The 19,038-nt window shown below is 34.9% G+C and carries 18 protein-coding genes and 4 tRNA genes; 11 read left to right on the forward strand and 11 right to left on the reverse strand.

Features of this window, described 5'->3' with window-relative positions:
* Window positions 1-8: 8 nt before the first annotated feature.
* The 6 genes from AC57AW_RS07330 to AC57AW_RS07355 all read right to left on the reverse strand — a co-directional run bounded on the left by AC57AW_RS07330 (window position 9) and on the right by AC57AW_RS07355 (window position 2,134).
* Complete coding sequence (locus AC57AW_RS07330; RefSeq protein WP_318848935.1) at window positions 9-608, reverse strand: TetR/AcrR family transcriptional regulator; 600 nt, start codon at window positions 606-608, stop codon at window positions 9-11.
* Window positions 609-715: 107 nt separating this feature from the next.
* Entirely contained in the window at window positions 716-1,540 is an 825-nt protein-coding gene (locus tag AC57AW_RS07335) for a 5'-nucleotidase, lipoprotein e(P4) family (RefSeq protein WP_496351365.1), read from the reverse strand.
* A gap of 127 nt (window positions 1,541-1,667) precedes the next feature.
* Window positions 1,668-1,741 (reverse strand) — tRNA-Arg (locus tag AC57AW_RS07340).
* 32 nt (window positions 1,742-1,773) lie between these two features.
* Window positions 1,774-1,848: transfer RNA gene (locus AC57AW_RS07345), tRNA-Pro, on the reverse strand.
* A gap of 105 nt (window positions 1,849-1,953) precedes the next feature.
* A tRNA-Arg gene (locus AC57AW_RS07350) sits at window positions 1,954-2,027 on the reverse strand.
* 32 nt (window positions 2,028-2,059) lie between these two features.
* Window positions 2,060-2,134 (reverse strand) — tRNA-Pro (locus AC57AW_RS07355).
* Between the two features lie 259 nt (window positions 2,135-2,393).
* Between AC57AW_RS07355 and AC57AW_RS07360 the strand changes: the two genes are divergently transcribed.
* The 11 genes from AC57AW_RS07360 (at window position 2,394) to AC57AW_RS07410 (ending at window position 9,348) form a co-directional block, all read left to right on the forward strand.
* Window positions 2,394-2,684, forward strand: coding sequence for a hypothetical protein (locus AC57AW_RS07360; protein ID WP_496351366.1), 291 nt, complete (start codon window positions 2,394-2,396; stop codon window positions 2,682-2,684).
* Window positions 2,685-2,709: 25 nt separating this feature from the next.
* Window positions 2,710-3,288 carry a hypothetical protein gene (locus tag AC57AW_RS07365; RefSeq protein ID WP_496351367.1) on the forward strand — a complete coding sequence of 193 codons (579 nt, stop codon included), beginning with the start codon at window positions 2,710-2,712 and terminating at the stop codon, window positions 3,286-3,288.
* A 408-nt stretch (window positions 3,289-3,696) separates the two neighbouring features.
* Window positions 3,697-3,882: a hypothetical protein gene (locus AC57AW_RS07370; RefSeq protein WP_496351368.1), complete on the forward strand. Its 186-nt coding sequence runs from the start codon at window positions 3,697-3,699 to the stop codon at window positions 3,880-3,882.
* Between the two features lie 192 nt (window positions 3,883-4,074).
* The gene (locus tag AC57AW_RS07375) at window positions 4,075-4,713 is read left to right on the forward strand and encodes a hypothetical protein (RefSeq protein WP_496351369.1); all 639 of its coding nucleotides are present in this window, start codon (window positions 4,075-4,077) and stop codon (window positions 4,711-4,713) included.
* 61 nt (window positions 4,714-4,774) lie between these two features.
* A complete protein-coding gene (locus tag AC57AW_RS07380) occupies window positions 4,775-5,104 on the forward strand; it encodes a hypothetical protein (RefSeq protein WP_496351370.1) in 330 nt (109 codons plus the stop codon).
* 1 nt (window position 5,105) lies between these two features.
* Window positions 5,106-5,531, forward strand: a complete 426-nt coding sequence (locus AC57AW_RS07385) for a hypothetical protein (protein WP_496351371.1) — start codon at window positions 5,106-5,108, stop codon at window positions 5,529-5,531.
* 1,120 nt (window positions 5,532-6,651) lie between these two features.
* Window positions 6,652-6,873, forward strand: coding sequence for an RHS repeat-associated core domain-containing protein (locus AC57AW_RS07390; protein WP_496351372.1), 222 nt, complete (start codon window positions 6,652-6,654; stop codon window positions 6,871-6,873).
* A gap of 254 nt (window positions 6,874-7,127) precedes the next feature.
* The gene (locus AC57AW_RS07395) at window positions 7,128-7,280 is read left to right on the forward strand and encodes a hypothetical protein (RefSeq protein WP_496351373.1); all 153 of its coding nucleotides are present in this window, start codon (window positions 7,128-7,130) and stop codon (window positions 7,278-7,280) included.
* A gap of 63 nt (window positions 7,281-7,343) precedes the next feature.
* Window positions 7,344-7,802 (forward strand): hypothetical protein, encoded by a 459-nt coding sequence (locus tag AC57AW_RS07400; protein WP_496351374.1) that lies wholly within the window; start codon window positions 7,344-7,346, stop codon window positions 7,800-7,802.
* 190 nt (window positions 7,803-7,992) lie between these two features.
* Window positions 7,993-8,670, forward strand: a complete 678-nt coding sequence (locus AC57AW_RS07405; RefSeq protein WP_496351375.1) for a hypothetical protein — start codon at window positions 7,993-7,995, stop codon at window positions 8,668-8,670.
* 153 nt (window positions 8,671-8,823) lie between these two features.
* Entirely contained in the window at window positions 8,824-9,348 is a 525-nt protein-coding gene (locus tag AC57AW_RS07410) for a thermonuclease family protein (protein WP_496351376.1), read from the forward strand.
* Between the two features lie 108 nt (window positions 9,349-9,456).
* On the opposite strand, the gene AC57AW_RS07415 is transcribed toward AC57AW_RS07410, so the two are convergent.
* From AC57AW_RS07415 to AC57AW_RS07435, 5 genes are all read right to left on the reverse strand, one after another.
* Window positions 9,457-10,239, reverse strand: coding sequence for an ABC transporter permease (locus tag AC57AW_RS07415; protein ID WP_496351377.1), 783 nt, complete (start codon window positions 10,237-10,239; stop codon window positions 9,457-9,459).
* On the reverse strand, window positions 10,232-11,134 hold the full coding sequence (locus AC57AW_RS07420) for an ABC transporter ATP-binding protein (protein ID WP_496351378.1): 903 nt from the start codon (window positions 11,132-11,134) through the stop codon (window positions 10,232-10,234). The genes AC57AW_RS07415 and AC57AW_RS07420 overlap by 8 nt, the downstream gene beginning before the upstream one ends.
* Window positions 11,134-12,405 (reverse strand): erythromycin esterase family protein, encoded by a 1,272-nt coding sequence (locus AC57AW_RS07425; protein ID WP_496351379.1) that lies wholly within the window; start codon window positions 12,403-12,405, stop codon window positions 11,134-11,136. Before AC57AW_RS07425 ends, AC57AW_RS07420 begins: the two co-directional genes overlap by 1 nt.
* Window positions 12,406-12,673: 268 nt before the next feature.
* Window positions 12,674-15,760 (reverse strand): FIDD domain-containing protein, encoded by a 3,087-nt coding sequence (locus AC57AW_RS07430; RefSeq protein WP_496351380.1) that lies wholly within the window; start codon window positions 15,758-15,760, stop codon window positions 12,674-12,676.
* Between the two features lie 57 nt (window positions 15,761-15,817).
* Window positions 15,818-18,982, reverse strand: coding sequence for an FIDD domain-containing protein (locus AC57AW_RS07435; protein WP_496351381.1), 3,165 nt, complete (start codon window positions 18,980-18,982; stop codon window positions 15,818-15,820).
* Between the last annotated feature and the right edge of the window lie 56 nt (window positions 18,983-19,038).

A 19,038-nucleotide genomic window follows, 5' to 3' on the forward strand; every position in this document is an offset into this window, starting at 1 on the left:
AAAAATTTTTAACCGATATGCTTAATAACCATAGAGGTCAGTGTCTTTGCTGTACTGTTTAAATTTTCGAAATTATTTTTTAGACCCATCTCACGCCTTATTCCCCTGATACTACTCTGTAGAATAAAGATGATGGTTTCCTGCTCTTCAATGGCAACTTTAGAAATTGAACCATTATTAATATTCGCCGAAAATAAATTAAGCAAAAGATTTCTTTCTGCTTCCATCATTCGGTTATGGGCATCAGTAATATGTTTAGATTTTTCTTCATTATCCATTCCGGATTCTATCGCTCTGAAAAATGAAGATCTTTCTTCCGATGTCTTTACTTTGGAAAGACAAAATTCGTGGATCTTTCCTTCGAAAGTACGTTTCTTCCTCATCTTGGAATCAATCTCAGAAATAACTTCTTTGATCAGGTTGTCTAAAACCGCCTGGAAAACCTCCTCCCGGTTTTTATAATAGTAATAGATGGAAGTTCTGCTTTTACCAACTGCTTTTGAAATATCATCCATTGTCACTTTCTTTAAACCATACTTCAGATACAACCCTGAAGCGGTTTCCAGGATTTGTTGTGAAAGCTGATCTTGTTCTGTGTGAGATGACATTGTCTGAAATATGAATGCAAAAATATAACATTTTCGACAAAAAAGCAAATTTTGTCAAATTGTTTAAAAAGCAATCCCGATAGATGAGTTTTGGAGAAAAAAAACTTTTAAGGATTGGTTTTTACAGCATCATACATCATTGAATCTTTCTGCTGTTCTGTGTAATCATATTTATAATGATAAAATGAGGACTCCCAATCTCCGTATCCAACGTTTGGAATAATGATGAATTTTTTACCAAATTCATCTGCTGTGTTTTTTACTGCTGCAGATCGTTCGTTTTCTGATTTGCTATCAAACAGGCTGGAAAAATCAGCAAGGTTGTCACCTAATAATAAAACAATATTATAATTTTTTGCAATATCTTTTCTTCGATTTTCCTTACTGCTTTCCTTGGATCGCAGGATAAGATTGGATTCACTTTGAAGAGGAAAATTATATTTTTTCAAATTGTTAAGTGTTCCTGCACGTTCTTGTTCCTTTCGGTTGGTTACATAAAAGACTTGAATGCCTTTGCTTGCTGCATACTGATAGAACTGCTGAGAACCGGTAAGGGGTGTTGCTGCTCCTTTTGCTGTCCATTCTTCCCAGGTTGCCTGATCATAGCCTTTTCCCATTTTTGAACGCTCAACGGCATAATAGGAGTTGTCTAAAAAAGTCTCATCAATATCTGAAACAATCGCCAATGGTTTATCTGATTTCTTTGCGAGGGCTTCATCTAAACGAAGTTTTGCAATATTATATGCCTGAAGACATAATGCCTCATATTCTGCTGCTCGCTGCTGATAAAATGCACCGTATATCTTTCCATGAAGTCCAAGATTTTGATAAGGAGTATCCTGAATAACAGTTTTTGACACAGGTGTTGCTGTCTGACATGATGTAGTCAGAACAAAAAGACAGCTTGCGATAATGAAGGTAAATTTTTTCATTGAATTTAGAATAGAGTCAAGCAAAATTATGACAATTTGATTTTTATGACAAATATTTTCAGTAGGAATGATTTTGAAAGTAAAATAAAAAACAAATAAGACTTACTATTTCTAGTAAGTCTTTAAGTGAGCGCGAAAGGATTCGAACCTTTGACCGTCTGCTTAGAAGGCAGATGCTCTATCCAGCTGAGCTACGCACCCATTAAGTAGTTTTGATAAAACTACTAAAACAGTCGGGGCGGCAGGATTCGAACCTGCGACCTCCTGGTCCCAAACCAGGCGCGATGACCGGACTACGCTACGCCCCGATTAATGATCATCTATAACGAATTGCTTCGTTTTTGCGATTTCAAAAGCATCATACTTTTGATTTGAAATAAAAAGACCCACAGGGTATTGTGAGCCATTTTTTGTGAGCGCGAAAGGATTCGAACCTTTGACCGTCTGCTTAGAAGGCAGATGCTCTATCCAGCTGAGCTACGCACCCATTAAGTAGTTTTGATAAAACTACTAAAACAGTCGGGGCGGCAGGATTCGAACCTGCGACCTCCTGGTCCCAAACCAGGCGCGATGACCGGACTACGCTACGCCCCGATTGATGGTCACCTATAAACGATTTTTCTTCGTTTTTGCGGTTGCAAAGGTACAATACTTTTTTAAATAAAAAAATAAATTATAAGGTAATTTTTGATTAATTTTTCATCAATACTTTTTGTTACCTTTACAGAACTAATAACCATAGACTTAACTTATTTCCAAAATGCTGATTTTTTTTACCATTTTTTACTTGTGTTTTTCATTTTGAAATTTGAAACTTTATGTTCATCATACTGTGTTTTTAAAATAATAGAAAATGAAAAAAGAAGAATTTTATAAAATTTACATTCCCGCACTGGAAAAAGCATTTCAGAATGATTCCATTAACTTGGGGTTTTACGTTAAATCTCCAGAGGATTATATTGATGATGAAGTATTATGTCAAATTGATCAATATCTGGAAGAAAATAAAGATATATTTTTTGAAAAAGCCGCTTATTATTTTGATGCAAAATCTCATAACTTTTCTTCTGTTCAAGGAATTAAAATTGATTTATATAAAGCTGGACTGATAGATGAAATGGTAAAGATTAAAAAGAGTTTTTAATTCATTGAAACAGAATCTTATTATCATGAAATATAAAAATATACAGGTGAAAGTTGAATATAATTTTTTGCTGTTAGTTTGTCTTTTGATCATATTATCTTCCTGCTGTAAAAATCAGAAATTTATTAAGCATGAAATTGATAATGTGTCAATTAGTTTGCCTGAATCATTTGTTATTAAGAAAGAACCGGTCGAAGATTCACAAGTGTTTAGTATAAATGTCGGAGATAAGTGTCTAGGTTATATTTGTTATGGTGATTATAAAGCTTTTGAAGAGAATTCTTTTTTCATTACTGATGATAAAGAATTATATGAAAAATATAAAAGCAGAGAATTAAAAGCTTATTTCTCAAAAAATCCTGAAACAGATAGTAAAAATGGTATTTTTAATGATAATTATTATTACTATGATACAATCAATAAACACAGAGCACAGATTATGCTGCCGAAAAAAGCGAATAAAGGATCTATCGGTATTCATTTCGACAATGTAGATATCCACAAAAATAAAATGGCAATTATTGTTACTGATCTGAGTGAAGAGAATAAAGAGTTGTTCTTAAAAGTCTTTAAAACCATTAAAATCAATTTTGTGCAACACTAATATTGATAAAAATAAAATACGAAGTGATCATTACTCAACTACATATACTTGACTGGTATGATGATATTATAACATCAGTTACTTTATTTGAAAATGATGTGTATATTTTTAATTGTATTCAAAAAGATGTTAATAATGGAGAAAAAATATATTACTGTGTAAAAATAGATGAAATATCATCTCAACAGATTCAAGATATAATAGCGAAAAAGAAATTGATTAAAAGTGATTGGAACATTATTAATCTGATCTTTGAAAAGAATAATAAAAATGATCATGTTTTTTTATTAGATACAGAATCATTATTCGTTGGCTCAGATATTATTTTTAGGAAAACAAGAAATTCGGACCTCAGATCTATTAAGTTTCCTTTTGATATTTCAACTTTATATACTAATCAAAATAATAATGAAGGATGTATTTGAGTTTACAATTGTAGTTCAAAATCTGTCAGAGCGTATCACAGACAGTTTTATTGATTTTATAGAAAAAAAATCAGTGTTTTGGGGAGGCGGTTGTTCTGAAAATCAGATAAATGGTGGGTTATATGCTGATGAGAGTGTTGACATTAATATCAATGATTTTATAAAATAATTTCTCACATTTTTTTTACATCAGGAAATTAAGATTGATAAAATTGAGATCAATATTGAAGATTTTTACTTTCACTCTTTTGAATATGATGATTTTATGAAGACCCATTCATCAATGTCTATACATATTGGTTATTGGGAAGTATAATTATTGCTGTCAAAAGGGTTTGCCAAAAAATTCCATTAAATTTTTATGAAGAAATATAGAGATACCACTGCTTATTACCTGTCAAGTTTTTTTGAACATAGTGAATTGAAGTACGAAAGTTTCTGGTTGTTTTATAATCGCGAAGATGAAATTCAAATGGGGAATTTTTTTCCTGATCAAAAAGTTTATTCGTTTTTGTGGGAGTATGCAGATGAAGATATTTTAGTGAAAATTGATGAGTGGAAAAGAGCGTTCAGGAGAAATGATATTGAGATCTTACCAGAAGCTAAGCTGTATATCCGAAATTACCTGTCAGGAGAGCGAAAAGTATATCTGGATTGCCTGGAATCAGATTTTATAACTGTTGATAAAAAGTTTGAAAACTTTACAGCATATGATATTGGTCAGCGATTTGTTCAGATTGTGACAGAAGAACATATATCTTTTGCGGATATTGATTTAAGCTTTCTGGAATTATCAGATAAAGTAGATCAATATAAAGCATTTGTCAGGATTTTAGATACTGATGGTATTCGGACATTGATCTTAAATGGCTATCATCATCGTGGAGAATTACTGAAAGTCTGTATTGTGAAGAGTGGAGAAGCCTGCTTAAAAATAACCGAAGTTTTGCCCTTAAATATTTTTGAAAATACATACGTTGCGATGCCATTTAACTGGTGATGGTATTGAAATATAATCTGTTAGAAATTGTTTCTGTAAGGATGTAAAATTGGTTTTTTAAATGAGTAGAAATAAAAATTTATTAATAATTTTAATCGTTGCTGTATTAGTCTTTTTATATAAATTTACATTTTCGTCAAAAAGCAAAGGCAGTTTTTTAGATGAAATTAGAGATAAGAATATAAAATCAATAGTTAGCAAAAAGTATATTAATCCTGATAATCACAATATATCATTCTTGGTGTATGGCAATAAAGATAGTATAGTGGTTTATAGAGATTGGTGGGATAAGATTTCTGTTGGAGATTCAATACTAAAACCAAAAGGTTCTTTAGAGATAGTTATTAAAAATTCTGATAAAATTGAAAAATTTAATTTTGGAGATAAATAAAATGAAAAAAGAGATCATATTTTCTTTGATGTTCTTTCTATTATTTTTTTCATGCAGATCTGCTAAAGTTCCCATGATAACAAAAAATGAATGCGGATCAAATGAGATCATTTTAAATTATAATAGTAAAGAAAAATATGACCATAATGAATATAAATTTTTATTTAGATCAGGTATTAAAGATACTGTTAAGGTAGAGTTTAATAATGAAATAATAAAAAAATATATAGATACAGAAGAAAATTATGAACATAATTTTAATTTTTTTTCTATTAAAGGGGAAAAAGATTCTATAGTTAGGTTATCAATAGGAACTGAGAATTATTGTTTTATAATAAATAAAAGATACTATTATTATGATTTTATTAGAAGAGATAATAAGTTATATCTATATTTAGATAAGTTAAGAAATAGGTCTTTCGAATGATTTTAGAGGTCTTTACTAAATTTCAGACAGAGATACCATTACTTTACTGTTAAAAAGCAATCGGCAAAAAAAGAGAAGGCAAGAAGTTTTTTAGATTAGAAATAAGATTTATTAATGATTTTAATCGTTACTGCATTAGTCTTTTTATATAAATTTATGTTTTCGTCAAAAGACAAAGGCAGTTTTTTAGATGAAATTAGAGATAGAGATACAAAATCAATAATTAGCAAAAAGTATATTAATTATGATAATCACAATATATCATTCTTGGTGTATGGCAATAAAGATAGTATAATGGTTTATAGAGAAGGTTTCTGTTGGAGATTCAATACTAAAACCAAAAGGTTCTTTAGAGATAGTTGTTAAAAATTCTGATAAAATTTAAGAATTTGATTATGGAATATAAAAATCATTATTTTGCAGATAAATCAGAGGCTGTGAAAATGTTGAATAATAACAAAGATATTATAGAGATTATTATCGGAGCCATAAATGGAATAGATGATCAGGAATGACTGGAAGAGATTTGTATCAAATATATTCTTAGTGAGGATTTTGGAATAGCCCGGACAGCGATATATGGTATAGGCGATATTGCTAGGATCTATGGACAACTGTTAAATGAAAAGCTAATAAAAGAAGAATTTAATAAAATTAAAAATGAAAAACTAAGATATGTTATTAATGAAGTTGAGGCTGATTTAGAGATATTTCTAAATTAACAATGATTAATGATGACGCTAGCATCGCTCCCGCTCTGCAAAGTCTCCCGACTTTGAGGTAAAAAAAATCAAAATAACTCAATTCAATATTATAAAAACCTCTCAAAACGCGAGGTTTTTTCATTAACAAGCACCACGAATCCCTATATTTGCCGCATGAAACGATTAATGTTGGCGTACTTACTTTTCCCTGTATTCCTATTCTCACAGACTACCGGAAAAGTGATCAAAATTTCAGACAGAGATACCATTTACTAAAAAAAACAATCAACAAAAAAACTCAGACTTGCAGGAGTAGATTGCCCGACAAAAGATAGCCATTTGGGGAAGATTACAATGTTGCCTATTCCAGTGCTCAGAGTACTCAGTTTTCCTTAAATTTACCATTCGGAGAGACGATGCTGGAGCAGAGAACAGGAGTATATGATAATCCATATAAGTTCAATGCAAAAGAACTGGATAGAGAAACAGGGCTGTATTATTATGGGGAGAGATATTATAACCCAAGAGCGAGTATCTGGTATGGAGTGGATCCGTTGGCAGTCTATAATCCTGTGATGGAGACTCAGTTTTATGGTGATGGGCAGCATAATGAAGGAGTTTTTATTGGGGAAATTTAAATCCTTACATTTATACATATGAAAACCCAATTAAGTTTGTTGATCCAAATGGAAAGCAAACTCTTGCTATACATGGGACATGGTCTGATAAAGGTACCTGGAAAAATCAGAATAGTATTAGAAGTGTTGCAACCGTAGCATTTAATAATAGAGAATATGACTTTAATTTTGAATGGTCGGGAGATAATCTCTCATCTGCTTGTACAGTAGCAGCACATCAATTAATTGCTAAAGTATTAAACGTAAGAAAGGGTATGAGTTCAGATGAGCCTCTGACGTTAGTTGGTCATAGCCATGGAGGAAATGTTGCAATTGAGGCAATTAATATTATGATTGGGATGCCTGAATTTAAAAATGGTGATATTAATTTAATCACAATTAATACACCTGTTAGAAATGATTATTAATTATCAAAAGGTGTAAAAAAAAAGAGTATATCAAATAAAAAAGTCTAATAAAAAGAAATAATTATGAAAAAGAATATAATTTATATATTATTGATTTTTTTTACGGGAATAGTAGGTTTTTTATTTTATAAATTCGTTGGTTTTTCTGTTTTTTATAAAAGAGGAGTGAGTATAGAAGCATTGGATCATAGAGAATTACTATTTAATGATCTTCCTAAAGGATTCCAACAAGTTTTGAAAGATATTTCAGATGGTAAAAGAAGTATGAATGATGGAAGCTTAATCGTTTCAGAAGGGGAAGATAAATATAGGTTGGAAGTAGCACAGACTGGTCCTTGGATAGATTATTCTTTATTGATTGATTTGTTTACAAAAAAAGAATACAGAATTTCAAGTGGTTTACCTCATCCATATGTAGTTTATGAAGGTAAGCTATATATATCTAAAGACTATAATATCATAGGTCCTAATAATTCTGAAAATATTATTAGATCTACATACTATGAATATATGTTAAAATAATAAATCTTCCCGCTCCGCAAAAACTTCAGTTAGACTTATCAATAAAATAATGCTGCAAAAGATTTTAGGCAACAACGTGAAATCAGGGACTTAAAATCAGAAAAAAAGCCATCTATTTTAGATATTTATAAAAAACCAAAAGATAATTTGCGAACAAAAGGATGTTATTAACCCAAAATCCCTAAATAATATGAATTTTAAAACTATAATATTTATGATTTTATTATCCTCTTTATTAATTACGAATTGTAAGGAGGAAATGAAAAGTTGTGTAAGCCAATCTACCGATACTAATGTAAAACTATATAATGACTTAACAGATCAGTTGATACCTATTTTTTTTGGAGAAGATTATTTAGGTGAAAAAAGATATTTTGATAGTTTAAGAGTTCATGATGATGATTTATATATCGAAGAGAAGACAAAAGCGCACAACGAAATTTTTAATAATCCTGAAAAATTTTGCAATTTATATATAGATTCTACTAAAAATAAAAATACATATTTCGGGACAGATAATACCGAAGTTTATTTAAGACGCATAAAAAGAACGAAGGATTCTTTTAAAGACTTTTCTAATAGTCCAGATATTAAAAAATTAAGTACACGAAGTTCTATAAAAGCAAATCAATTTAATTTGTGTACCGCAAAAGTCCTGGATCTGGCAGAGTATGATAAACATACAAATGAATGTGAGATAGGAGTAGTATATTTTTCAGAGATTGTATTTGATCCTTCTAAAAGAAGAGCATTAGTTTTTGTTGACCATCGTATAAAAAATTATTTCCATAGAAATGCTGTATTTGAACTAAGATTGCATGATAATTATTGGGAAATAGAAGATTTTATGTTAGTGTCAACTTCCTAATTTCCGGCTCTTTTCTTTTTCCCCCCTGCTCCGCAAAGTCTCCCGACTTTGAGGTGGGAAAAAAAATCAAATAACTCAATTCAATATTAAAAAAACCTCGTATTTTGCGAGGTTTTTTCATCTGTAATAACCACTAATCCCTATATTTGCTCCATGAAACGATTAATGCTGCTGTACGTACTTTTCCCTGTATTTCTATTCTCACAGACTACCGGAAAAGTGATCAAAATTTCAGATGGAGATACCATTACTTTACTGTTAAAAGGCAATCAGCAGAAAAAAATCAGGCTGGCTGAAGTTGATTGTCCGGAAAGTGGACAAGCGTTTGGGAAAAATGCTAAACAGTTCACTTCTGCCCAGGTATTTGGGAAAACAGTAAGCTTCGTAGAAACTAAGACCGACCGCTATGGGAGATCTATTGCAAGAGTTTATTATGATGATGGTAAATACCTTTCCAAAGAGCTTATCAAAGCAGGAATGGGATGGTGGTATTTTTCTTATTCCAAAGATGCTTCTTTAGGGAAGATTCAGGAAAATGCACAATATAGAAAAGTAGGTTTATGGCAGGATGTGAATGCGGTTGCTCCCTGGGATTACCGTAAAATGAAGCGTGAGCTTAGAAATAATAAGAAAATTGAGGCCGCTAAAAATGAGCCAAAAACAAAAAGTGTAGCATAAACTTCTGTTCTGGTGGAAAGCATGAAGCATGAAGTTAGTTAATATGTATTCACTGAGATGCCTAATAATAGCTTCCATCCTCAACCTCCATGCTTCCAGCAATTTTTTCTATCCCCCTTTCTTCCTTACAAAAAGATAAAAACTCGTAACCATGAAGATAAATAGGGCGGCGATATTACAGTAATCCATTCTTTCAAATGCAATGTTTTCGTTCATGAAGTTTTCCATTGATCTGTAGCCTCCGGTATAAATCAAAAAATCAGAAAATGTTTTCTGATGGATAATCGTTGTGAAAAGCAGCATGAATACCCCAAAACCGATAGGATAAATGAAGTTTTTAAAAAGAAGGCTCAATGTCAGTTGTACCATGGCAATAGCAGAAAGAGTAATGAAAAATTTTAGAAAGACATAAAATATCACTTCCCTGAAATCATAATTCTGGAAACCCAATTGTGGAAAAGCAATACTTAGCAAATATCCGCTTAACAATAAGGTCAGGTAAGAGAAAAGCACAGAGAAAAAAACAGTGATCTGGATAAACAGAGCTTTCGAGAAAAAGATCTTGGTCTTGGAAACGGGAAGGGTGAACAGAATTTTATAATTATTATTCCGGTATTCCACATCACAGCATGCATGTACAAAAAGAGAAACAAGTATAGGAAACAACAGATAGAAAAACATAAATACAGTTCTCCCTAATGAAGCTTTCCACGGATTTACGGTCCCTTCTGATGCTTCCATTCCGGAACGGAGCACATCATAAACCATATACAGATCAACCGCGAAAATAATCAAAACAGGAACCAGCAGAATTCCGAAAATCTCTTTGTTTTTCGATAGTTTATATTGCTCGGATGAAAAAGCTTTTAAAAAAGTATTGGTATTAGTCATGGCTTTTAGAAATTAAATTAATGAAGATCTGCTCAAGATTGGTACTTTGAGACTCTATGTCATAGATCTCAATTCCGTTTTGGATCAGTGTGGTGAGAAGTCCGTTGAATTCATTGTCATCATTGATTTTTACTGAAATTTTGTTCGTATTGTTCAGTGTTGCGGAAAAAGTGTCTTGCAATAGAGATAATGCTTTTTCAACAGGATTAACTTTTAAAACGATTTCTTTTTCTACTTTGCTTAAAAGTTCATTCTTTGTTCCTTGAAAAATCATCTGTCCGCCTTCTATAATACCGATGTGGGTCGCCGTTTTCTCAAGCTCGCTCAAAATATGGCTCGAAAGGAAAATGGTTTTACCCTGTTCATTCAAATGCTGGAAGAGTTTTCTCATTTCAAAAATTCCCTGAGGATCAAGCCCGTTGAGAGGTTCATCCAGAATCAAAAGTTTCGGATCATGAAAAATAGCCATCGCAATTCCCAGACGCTGCTTCATTCCCATTGATAGAGCTGTTGCCTTTTTTTTCTTCTCGTTATGCAGATCTACCAGTTCCAGCACCTCATCAATCCTTTTGTTCCCTTTGCCATAGATGATATCAAGGTATTTAAGGTTTTCAAAAACAGTGAGTTTGGTATAAAAGCAAGGCGATTCTATCAGATTTCCTGTGCTGGCAAGAATCTCTGTCCGGTTATGCTGTAAGCTTTTATTTTGAATGAAAATATTGTCAGCCGATGATTCCAAAAGTCCCAGAAGAAGTTTGATCGTAGTTGATTTTCCCGCGCCGTTTCTTCCCAGATAGCCATAGATGCTGCCCTCAGGAATATTAAGGTTGATGTTATTCAGGATGGTTTTAGAACCTATGCTATAATTGAGGTTCTTAGTAGTAATGCTTTCCATTATTCGTGAGAGGTTAAAAAAGTATTGGTGTCTATATAAAATATTCCATCAAAAAACTGGCTCCAGACCTTTTTCTGATCTGTTCCCTGATTGATAGTGGATACAAACTCTTTCTTCAACACAGAATTCTCCGGGATACTTCTCAGATTGATAAAAAAGTAAGGTGTTTTCGTTGCATGAAATATATTTTCGATGGCAAGTTTTCCGGGCTTATCCATAAGTTTTCCAGTTTTATTGTATTTGGCATAGGATGAAAAATCAACCATATAAGAAGCCTTTCCGTATTTACTTTTGATATAAGTCCCCAGAGGCAGATAATCTTTGTTGTACCGGCTCGCAAAAGTATGAAGGTTCGAACACCAGACAATAATCTTTTGCCCCTGGTAAACAGAATCAATCTGATGAATAAGGTTTTTAGCCATCAGAGAGTCCCTGAACTGCATACTCTGCATAGATCCGGCATCATATTTCCATGTTTTATCGAAATTGTTTCTCATATCATGTAAATATCGTCCGTATATTATGTTTTCAGACGTTTTTTCCAGTTTTGAAACCACCTGCTCCAATCGGGTGATCTCATTGAGAAAGTCTTTTTTCTGATTTCCGGGTAAAATTTTGCTGGCAAACCCTTTGTACATAAAGTTAGAAATCTGATTAAGGTTTTTGTTTAAAAGAGGAAATGGTTTAAGGTCAATCGAATTTTTGCTTAAAAAATCCTTCAAAAGCTTACCGCGTCTGTCATATAGCTCTATTCCGGAAAATTGAATGTCAAATCCTCCCAGTTCTATCGGATGAGCCGAAGTTTTTGTTTTCTGATAATAGCTTACGAGAGGCTGTGTTTCCCTGTTATCCCACCAGAAATCGAAAAGTCCCAATCCTCCTATAGAAGAAGGAACTTTAAGGCTGTGGTTTTTCATTTCTTCATTCATTATCCAGGTATCATATTGCCCGGCCTCATATAAAACAACATTATACCCCAGATTCTCGTGGAGATATTTGATGAGTCTGCTTTTGGCCTGCATTGTAGCTCCATCGTAATGGATGTTTTCTCCTAGCATTACGATCCTGTTGTCTTTAAGCACAGAGTCCAGAACCTTCAGGTCGCTGTTATCCGGGTATTCCATAGAAATACTTTTTATAGGGTGTTTATACCGTTGGATATCGTTCAGGAGTTCCTCTGTTTCTTTTTCAGGGATATTTTTAAAAACAATTGTATTCAGGATTAAAACTGCTATTACAGAAACTATAAAAGTGTAAAGTATTTTTTTCATTCATTCAAAATTATACAGTTGCTAAATGCCTGTTCACTTTCTTATTTGGTTTTAAATGTAATAAAAAATAAAAGCCTTTTGTGTAAAATATTTATCATTCAGTCGAAAATAGTGCCAGGAGAAGAATAATGTCAATTCGGCTTGTTTTTCCTTATGTCGGGAAATATATAGCTCGGATGGATATAAAAAAATAAAAACTGTCTCAAAAAATGAGACAGTTTCATTAAACAAAAAGTATTAAAATCCGGATGAGGAAGTTATATTATATTTAATTTCTGTTTTTTACCAGAATCCATCCAGTGTAGGAAACCAGTTTCTGGGTATCAGGATCCATCCACTTTATTTCATACCAGTAAGTACCGCTATTCACGGGAGTACCTCCGATAGTTCCATCCCATCTGAAATTATTGTTTTTTTCAGAAGAATGAATGAGCTGCCCATATCGGTTGAAGATCCCAAACTTCAGATCCTTTAGAAATGCCAGTTCAGAATAATCCAGAGTGTCATTGATACCGTCACTGTTGGGCGTGATGGCGTTGATAAGATTCGGAACCAGAATCTGTACCTCTACAGGGCGGCAGTTGTTAGAATCTTTCACATAGAAAATATTTTTACCTCGTGGAAGACCTGTGAAGATATTAGAATCCTGCCAGATCATTCCATCTCTTGAATACTGATAGGGAGGTGTACCGCCTTCTACCGTAAGGGTTACCGTATTGCCTGTAGTTTCTATCTTCTTGACTTTCGGAACGGGGACGGACATTACTTTTACAAATTGTTTTGTTTCACAGCCATTAGAAGTCAGGATGACCCAATAACTACCTATAGAGGCAGTAATAGAAGGAGTGGTAGCTCCTGTGCTCCATAGATAAGATGTGTAACCAGGTCCGGCATTCAGGGTAATACGTGCATCAGGGCAAATATACTGATCCACCAAAAGAGGAGAGGGTTTAGGAGGAATCACGGTTAAAGTAATTTTAGCAAAATCAAAACATCCGTTAGTGGTGATTACTTTCACGAATACTGTAGTATTGGAAGAAGTATAAGCAGTTGGAGTTATTATTTCATTTGTTCCGTTCGTCGCATCAGTCAGAGTCGGATAGTATTTTTTGGTTACAGGATTGGTAGTTGTGACAAGTGCTGTCGTTAGATTAAAGGTTGCGGTATTGGGATTGGTTGGGATAAAACACCCTGTAAGTGTAGTATCCTGTACATTGGGTTTTGGATAAAACTGGAGTGTTATTTTTGCATTAGCAGTACAGCCTTCTACTGTTGTTACCTTTACATACACCGTAGCATTGGCTGCAGACGGATAAGCATTGGCGGGAATAATTTCGTTGGTTCCTGCATTTAAATCTACCAAAGTAGGATAATATTTTCTGATGGCAGTAGGTGGCCCTCCCACAGCAGCTGTAGTAAGATCAAAAATACCAGTACCATTAGTTTCACAGCTTTTTACAGTAGTATCTGTTAAAATCAGAGGCTGTACGGTGATATTTACTTTTACCTGCTCACAATCTGTAAAATCAGGATCATTTCCACAGAATTTATAAGTGAAAGTATCAGTGGTTGTTCCCGTATTGGCCGTATAAGTAAGGATTCCTGTTGTAGGATTGACCGTTAATGTTCCGCCGGCCGGAGGACTAATAATCTGTACAGTACCCGGTACCGGAGTCTGTGTAGAATTGGTAAAGGCAGGAGTGATAGCGGTAGGAGTACCCGCACTGCAGACATTCATGGGTTTTACAGAATTCGCCAGACAAGTATAGACTTTGTAAGGATAAGTTGTAAGAGGAGTACAGGTACTTTTAGTGATAGATACCGTATAATTTCCTGCCTGAGTAGGAGTGTAGGTATTGTTGTTAGCCCCAGGAATAGGATTCCCATTAAGATTCCATTGATAGTGGTCAAAACCGCTTTCCACCTGCAGAACAATTCCCGGAATACATTCTCCGGAAGATTTGCTGATCACCGGAATAGAATTGAAGCCTGCAAAATATCCTCCATAGCCCAGATTTCCACTACCTCCAATAATACCGGCGGTGACCGCTTTGGTAGAAGTTACCGTAACATTTCCGGAAATATCAGGAATAGAGTAAGAAACCCAGTTTGGAGTTCCGGTTACAGGAAAAGGTCCCTGTGCTGCAGTAGGAGCTACTCCGTTTACTGTTACTCCGGCTCCTGTCTGAGTTAGAATATTAAGCTTTACAAAAAGCGGTGGGTTGAATGTTGTGTAATAAGGCATTTCTCCTATTTTCCCTATTTCATCAATAACAGTGGGAAGAAAACAGTTTAAAGGCGGAATATAATTGAATCCTTCTGTAGCATCATTATCTTCAATGCCGGAAAGAAGCTGGTAAACATATACATTTTTTGAGGTCTTCACATACATATTGAGATGAGCAGGACCATTGACTATATAGTTCATGGCACTTACACGATAGTATTGTCCTTCGTTCAGGGTTGCAACAGGAGTAGGGTTATTGTTAAGTCTGATCTCCGTATTGTTTTCAGTCGCAACAATAATCGCTCCTTCAATTTCAGGAAGAAGGTTGCCTTTTCCTTTGATAAGAACAAACTCCTGTCCCAGACGTTCAACCGGAACAGACTGATCCATAATAATATCCTCGCCGTTGTAAGGAGGAGCGAGCCCGAACTGACCATGATAATTTCCGTTGGTTACAGATACAGGTTTCGTTGCTTCTATTTTAGCACCTATGAAACCATCTTTGTTTCCCGGTTTGTTGGCAAATCCTGCAAATATATAAGACTGTCCTTTGTTCAGAGTAATGGTAATACTTGGATGAGTAAGCCCGTTGAAATTATTATAAAACCAGGTTGTCATTGCATATCCGGAAACCTTAATCTGCGTATTGTCCTCCGTAGCCAGAATACCGCAAGTGAAGTTTTGGCTTATCTGATTGTTCATCAATGGAGCATACACCGCATAAAATTTGGTGCCAATTCCTGCTTTTCCCTTTGATGTTAAAATTTCACCATGGTTGATTTCCGAAAATCTGTAAGTCGCAAAGAAAGGCAAATCACCGTGAAGATAGAGCCCTCTGGTTTTTACGCTCATGGCATCAGTAGTGTTTTGCCCGGTCATCAGATTCCATGGTACATCAAATGTCTGTGGACTTCCTTTGCTGATGGTGACTGTTCCTATTACCGTGTTATTATTGTAAATCGTAACCGGGAAAGGAGTAGTACTATCCGTGGAAAGATACAAAGCCTGTTTGGGAGAACCGTTAGAAGAACTCACAACCATAGGAGCAAACCAGTGATCCGTATCCCGTTGTGCATATGCAGAAGAGGAAAGAACTAACAGTATAAAAATGAATAAGATCCTTTTCATAGATTTTAGGGAAGATTAAATTAATTTGAGTATAACAGCTGTTGTGTAAACTTTGGACTATTCTTTATTTTTCAATAAGATCCATCCGGTGTATTTAATAATGGCATCTTGCAGAGCAGACTCTTTCCAGGTAATTACATACCAATAGGTTCCGGTAAACAGTTTTTTATTGCTGAATAGCCCATCCCAGGTATAATTATTAAAGCGTGTACCTGTAAAGACATTGTTCCCATATCGGTCATAAACCATAAAGGACAAGTCTTTTTTATAAGCAAAATCTGCGTAGGAAATAGTGTCATTAATATTATCTCCGTTGGGAGTAATAGCGCTGATAAGATTGATGACCGTTAATTCTACTTTTATCGGTTCACAGTTGTAAGCATCTTTTACATAAAACTTATTCTGCCCATTAGGAAGACCTGTGAATATATTAGAACTCTGCCAGTTGATCCCATCAAGAGAATACAGATAGGGTGGCTGCCCTCCGGTTACAGTAAGAGTTGCTTTGTTGTTTTCAATATCAATATTGTTGATAACAGGTTTAGGTGCTGCCTTTACCGTAATATTCTGTTTGGTAAAGCAATGATCATGTCCTAAAATAACCCAGTAATTTCCCACTCCTACATTGGAAATAGAGGATGTTGTAGCTCCTGTACTCCATTCATAAGACTCATAGCCAGGTCCGGCATCTAATGTTGTCGTAGAATTAAAACATATGAATTGATCTTTAAGCAATGGGGAAGGATGAGGTAGCGTGACAATAAGAGTTACTGTCGCAATAGTATAACATCCTGTCGCATTGATTACTTTAATATATACTGTTCCGCTGGAGGAAAGATAGACATTAGGATTCAGAATAGCATTGATCCCGGATACTGCATCCTGTAGGGTTTTATAATATTCTTTTGTAATACCGGTTTCACTGGTAACAGATGCCTGGGTAAGGTTAAAGCTTCCTTTATCTGGAGCCGAATCAATATAACAAGACGTTAATGATGTATTCCGAACCTGTGGGGAAGAACTGAACAGGAGACTGATCTTTGCCTGAGCAAAACACCCTTCAAGGGTTGATACTTTTACATAAATATCTTTAGGAACAGAGGATACATAAGCATTGGCCGGAATAATTTCATTGGTTCCCGCAGCCAGATCTGCAGAAGTAGGATAATATTTTTTAATACTTCCTGATGGTCCTCCCACATTGGCAGAAGTAAGATCGAAAAGTCCGCTTCCATTATTGCTGCAGGCTTTAATGGAGGTATTTGTTACGGTGACAGTTTGTACCGTAATATTTACTTTTACTTCTTCACAATCTGTAAACTCAGGAACGTTGCCGCAGAATTTATAGGTGAAAGTGTCCGCAGTTCCGGTATTGGCTGTATAAGTAAGTATTCCTGTTGTTGGGTTTACAGTGAGTGTACCGTTGGCAGGCGGACTGATGATTTGTACCGTTCCCGGAACCGGAGTTTGGGATGAATTGGTAAAAGAAGGGGTTATGTTTACAGGAGTTCCTGTTGAACATAATGTTAATGTTTTTGTGGTATGAGCTAAACAGGAAAATGCTTTGTAAACCGGTGTTGTGACAGGAGGGCAGCTTCCTCCCACAGATACGGTAACGGTATAATTTCCCGGTTGGGTAGGCGTATATGTATTAGCATTTGCTCCCGGAATAGCACTTCCGTTAAAATTCCATTGATAAGTTGCATAGCTGTCATCTGCTTCCAGAGTCATCCCCGGAATGCAGGTTCCGTTTTTCTTAGAAATAACAGGGACAGAAGAAAATCCGGCAAAATAACCACCGTAACCAACAGCATCATATCCAGCTACAATTCCGGCTGTAACAGCTTTGGTAGATTGAACGGTGATATTGCCTGTAACGTTTTCTACAGAATAGGTTTGCCAGTTTGCATTTCCTGTAACGGGATAAGGCCCCTGGACACCGGATAAATTATTTCCATTTACAGATACGGTTGCTCCGGATTCAGTAATGATCTGTAATCTTACGGCGGGAGTCATGGGTGTGAAATAGGGAAGAACATTAATCATCCCGATTTCATCAATTTTCTTGGGTAAAAAACAGTTGAGCGGTGGAATGTAATTAGCACCCCCTGTATTGTAATATGTTCCGGAAGTACCGCCAGACATTAGCTGATAAACATATATTTTTTTAGTAGAACGGATACGCATATTGTAATGCCCGCTGAAATTCTGACTGATATACCCCGTTGAGCTTATTCTGTAGAACTGCCCCTCATTCAATGTCGCTTTTGGAATTGTTTCATCGTTTAAGTAAACCTGGGTGTTGTTTTCTGTAGCTACTACAATAGCTCCTTCAAGTTCATAAGAGAGAGGAGCTGTTCCTTTCATTAATACAAACTCATCTCCCAGACGTTCCACAGGAACAGATTGATCCATAAATATATCGCTTCCCCCTGCGCCATTACCAATAAGAGTCTGCTGTCCGTTAAAATTACCATTAGTAACTGTGATCGGTTTGTTCGACTCAATTTTAGCCCCGATGAAACCTGTAAGATTTCCTGCTGCAGAACCTTTGCCGTCAATGGTATAAGATTGTCCTTTATTTAAAGTAATAGTCATGGAAGGAGTGATTGTTCCCGTGTTTCCGTTAGAGAACTGTACAGCCGGATTATATCCTGATACGGTAACCGTGGTATTATCTTCCGTGGCTAAAATACCACAGGTGAAATTAAAAGTAGAATCAGGCTGTGGCAAGTTGACATGGGCAACATAGAATTTTGTTCCGATGCCTGCTTTTCCTTTAGAAGTAAGTATTTCTCCATGTTTGTCTATCGAAAATCTGAAAGTACAGAAAAAAGGTTTCTCCCCTTTTACATAAAGCCCACGGGTTGTGGTTGTAAATACCTGCGACTGGGATTCTGTAATCATATAATCTTTAAGAATATCAAAAGACTGAGGGTTTCCCTTACTGATGGTAACAGTCCCAATGACGGTATTATTGTTATAAATCGTAACAGGAAAGGGAGTAGTAGAATCTGTAGATAGAAACAATGCCTGTTTGTTGGTGTCAGCTGTAAAGCCTTGTTTTATAGGAGCAAACCAATGTTCCGTATCTCTCTGGGAAAAAAGCATATTGCTTGCAAAAAATAAAATAAGCACTGCAAAAAGAAGCTTTCTGACCAATAGAAGCCAGTGCTTTCCGGTTTCGGAAGCAGGCTTATAAACGAAGTAAAAGTCTTTCATTGAATAAGTTTAAGGAGGATAAAACTGTCATAAAAGCGATGGACAAGTTCCCACCG

The sequence above is a fragment of the Chryseobacterium sp. BGA-UO-ETr-SB22 genome, assembly GCF_059567885.1.

What these genes read in the sequence shown, in the direction of transcription:
- AC57AW_RS07330 (WP_318848935.1), bottom strand. Translation starts at nt 608, where the DNA reads ATGTCATCTCACACAGAACAAGATCAGCTTTCACAACAAATCCTGGAA.
- AC57AW_RS07335 (WP_496351365.1), bottom strand. Translation starts at nt 1,540, where the DNA reads ATGAAAAAATTTACCTTCATTATCGCAAGCTGTCTTTTTGTTCTGACT.
- AC57AW_RS07360 (WP_496351366.1), top strand. Translation starts at nt 2,394, where the DNA reads ATGAAAAAAGAAGAATTTTATAAAATTTACATTCCCGCACTGGAAAAA.
- AC57AW_RS07365 (WP_496351367.1), top strand. Translation starts at nt 2,710, where the DNA reads ATGAAATATAAAAATATACAGGTGAAAGTTGAATATAATTTTTTGCTG.
- AC57AW_RS07370 (WP_496351368.1), top strand. Translation starts at nt 3,697, where the DNA reads ATGAAGGATGTATTTGAGTTTACAATTGTAGTTCAAAATCTGTCAGAG.
- AC57AW_RS07375 (WP_496351369.1), top strand. Translation starts at nt 4,075, where the DNA reads ATGAAGAAATATAGAGATACCACTGCTTATTACCTGTCAAGTTTTTTT.
- AC57AW_RS07380 (WP_496351370.1), top strand. Translation starts at nt 4,775, where the DNA reads ATGAGTAGAAATAAAAATTTATTAATAATTTTAATCGTTGCTGTATTA.
- AC57AW_RS07385 (WP_496351371.1), top strand. Translation starts at nt 5,106, where the DNA reads ATGAAAAAAGAGATCATATTTTCTTTGATGTTCTTTCTATTATTTTTT.
- AC57AW_RS07390 (WP_496351372.1), top strand. Translation starts at nt 6,652, where the DNA reads ATGCTGGAGCAGAGAACAGGAGTATATGATAATCCATATAAGTTCAAT.
- AC57AW_RS07395 (WP_496351373.1), top strand. Translation starts at nt 7,128, where the DNA reads ATGAGTTCAGATGAGCCTCTGACGTTAGTTGGTCATAGCCATGGAGGA.
- AC57AW_RS07400 (WP_496351374.1), top strand. Translation starts at nt 7,344, where the DNA reads ATGAAAAAGAATATAATTTATATATTATTGATTTTTTTTACGGGAATA.
- AC57AW_RS07405 (WP_496351375.1), top strand. Translation starts at nt 7,993, where the DNA reads ATGAATTTTAAAACTATAATATTTATGATTTTATTATCCTCTTTATTA.
- AC57AW_RS07410 (WP_496351376.1), top strand. Translation starts at nt 8,824, where the DNA reads ATGAAACGATTAATGCTGCTGTACGTACTTTTCCCTGTATTTCTATTC.
- AC57AW_RS07415 (WP_496351377.1), bottom strand. Translation starts at nt 10,239, where the DNA reads ATGACTAATACCAATACTTTTTTAAAAGCTTTTTCATCCGAGCAATAT.
- AC57AW_RS07420 (WP_496351378.1), bottom strand. Translation starts at nt 11,134, where the DNA reads ATGGAAAGCATTACTACTAAGAACCTCAATTATAGCATAGGTTCTAAA.
- AC57AW_RS07425 (WP_496351379.1), bottom strand. Translation starts at nt 12,405, where the DNA reads ATGAAAAAAATACTTTACACTTTTATAGTTTCTGTAATAGCAGTTTTA.
- AC57AW_RS07430 (WP_496351380.1), bottom strand. Translation starts at nt 15,760, where the DNA reads ATGAAAAGGATCTTATTCATTTTTATACTGTTAGTTCTTTCCTCTTCT.
- AC57AW_RS07435 (WP_496351381.1), bottom strand. Translation starts at nt 18,982, where the DNA reads ATGAAAGACTTTTACTTCGTTTATAAGCCTGCTTCCGAAACCGGAAAG.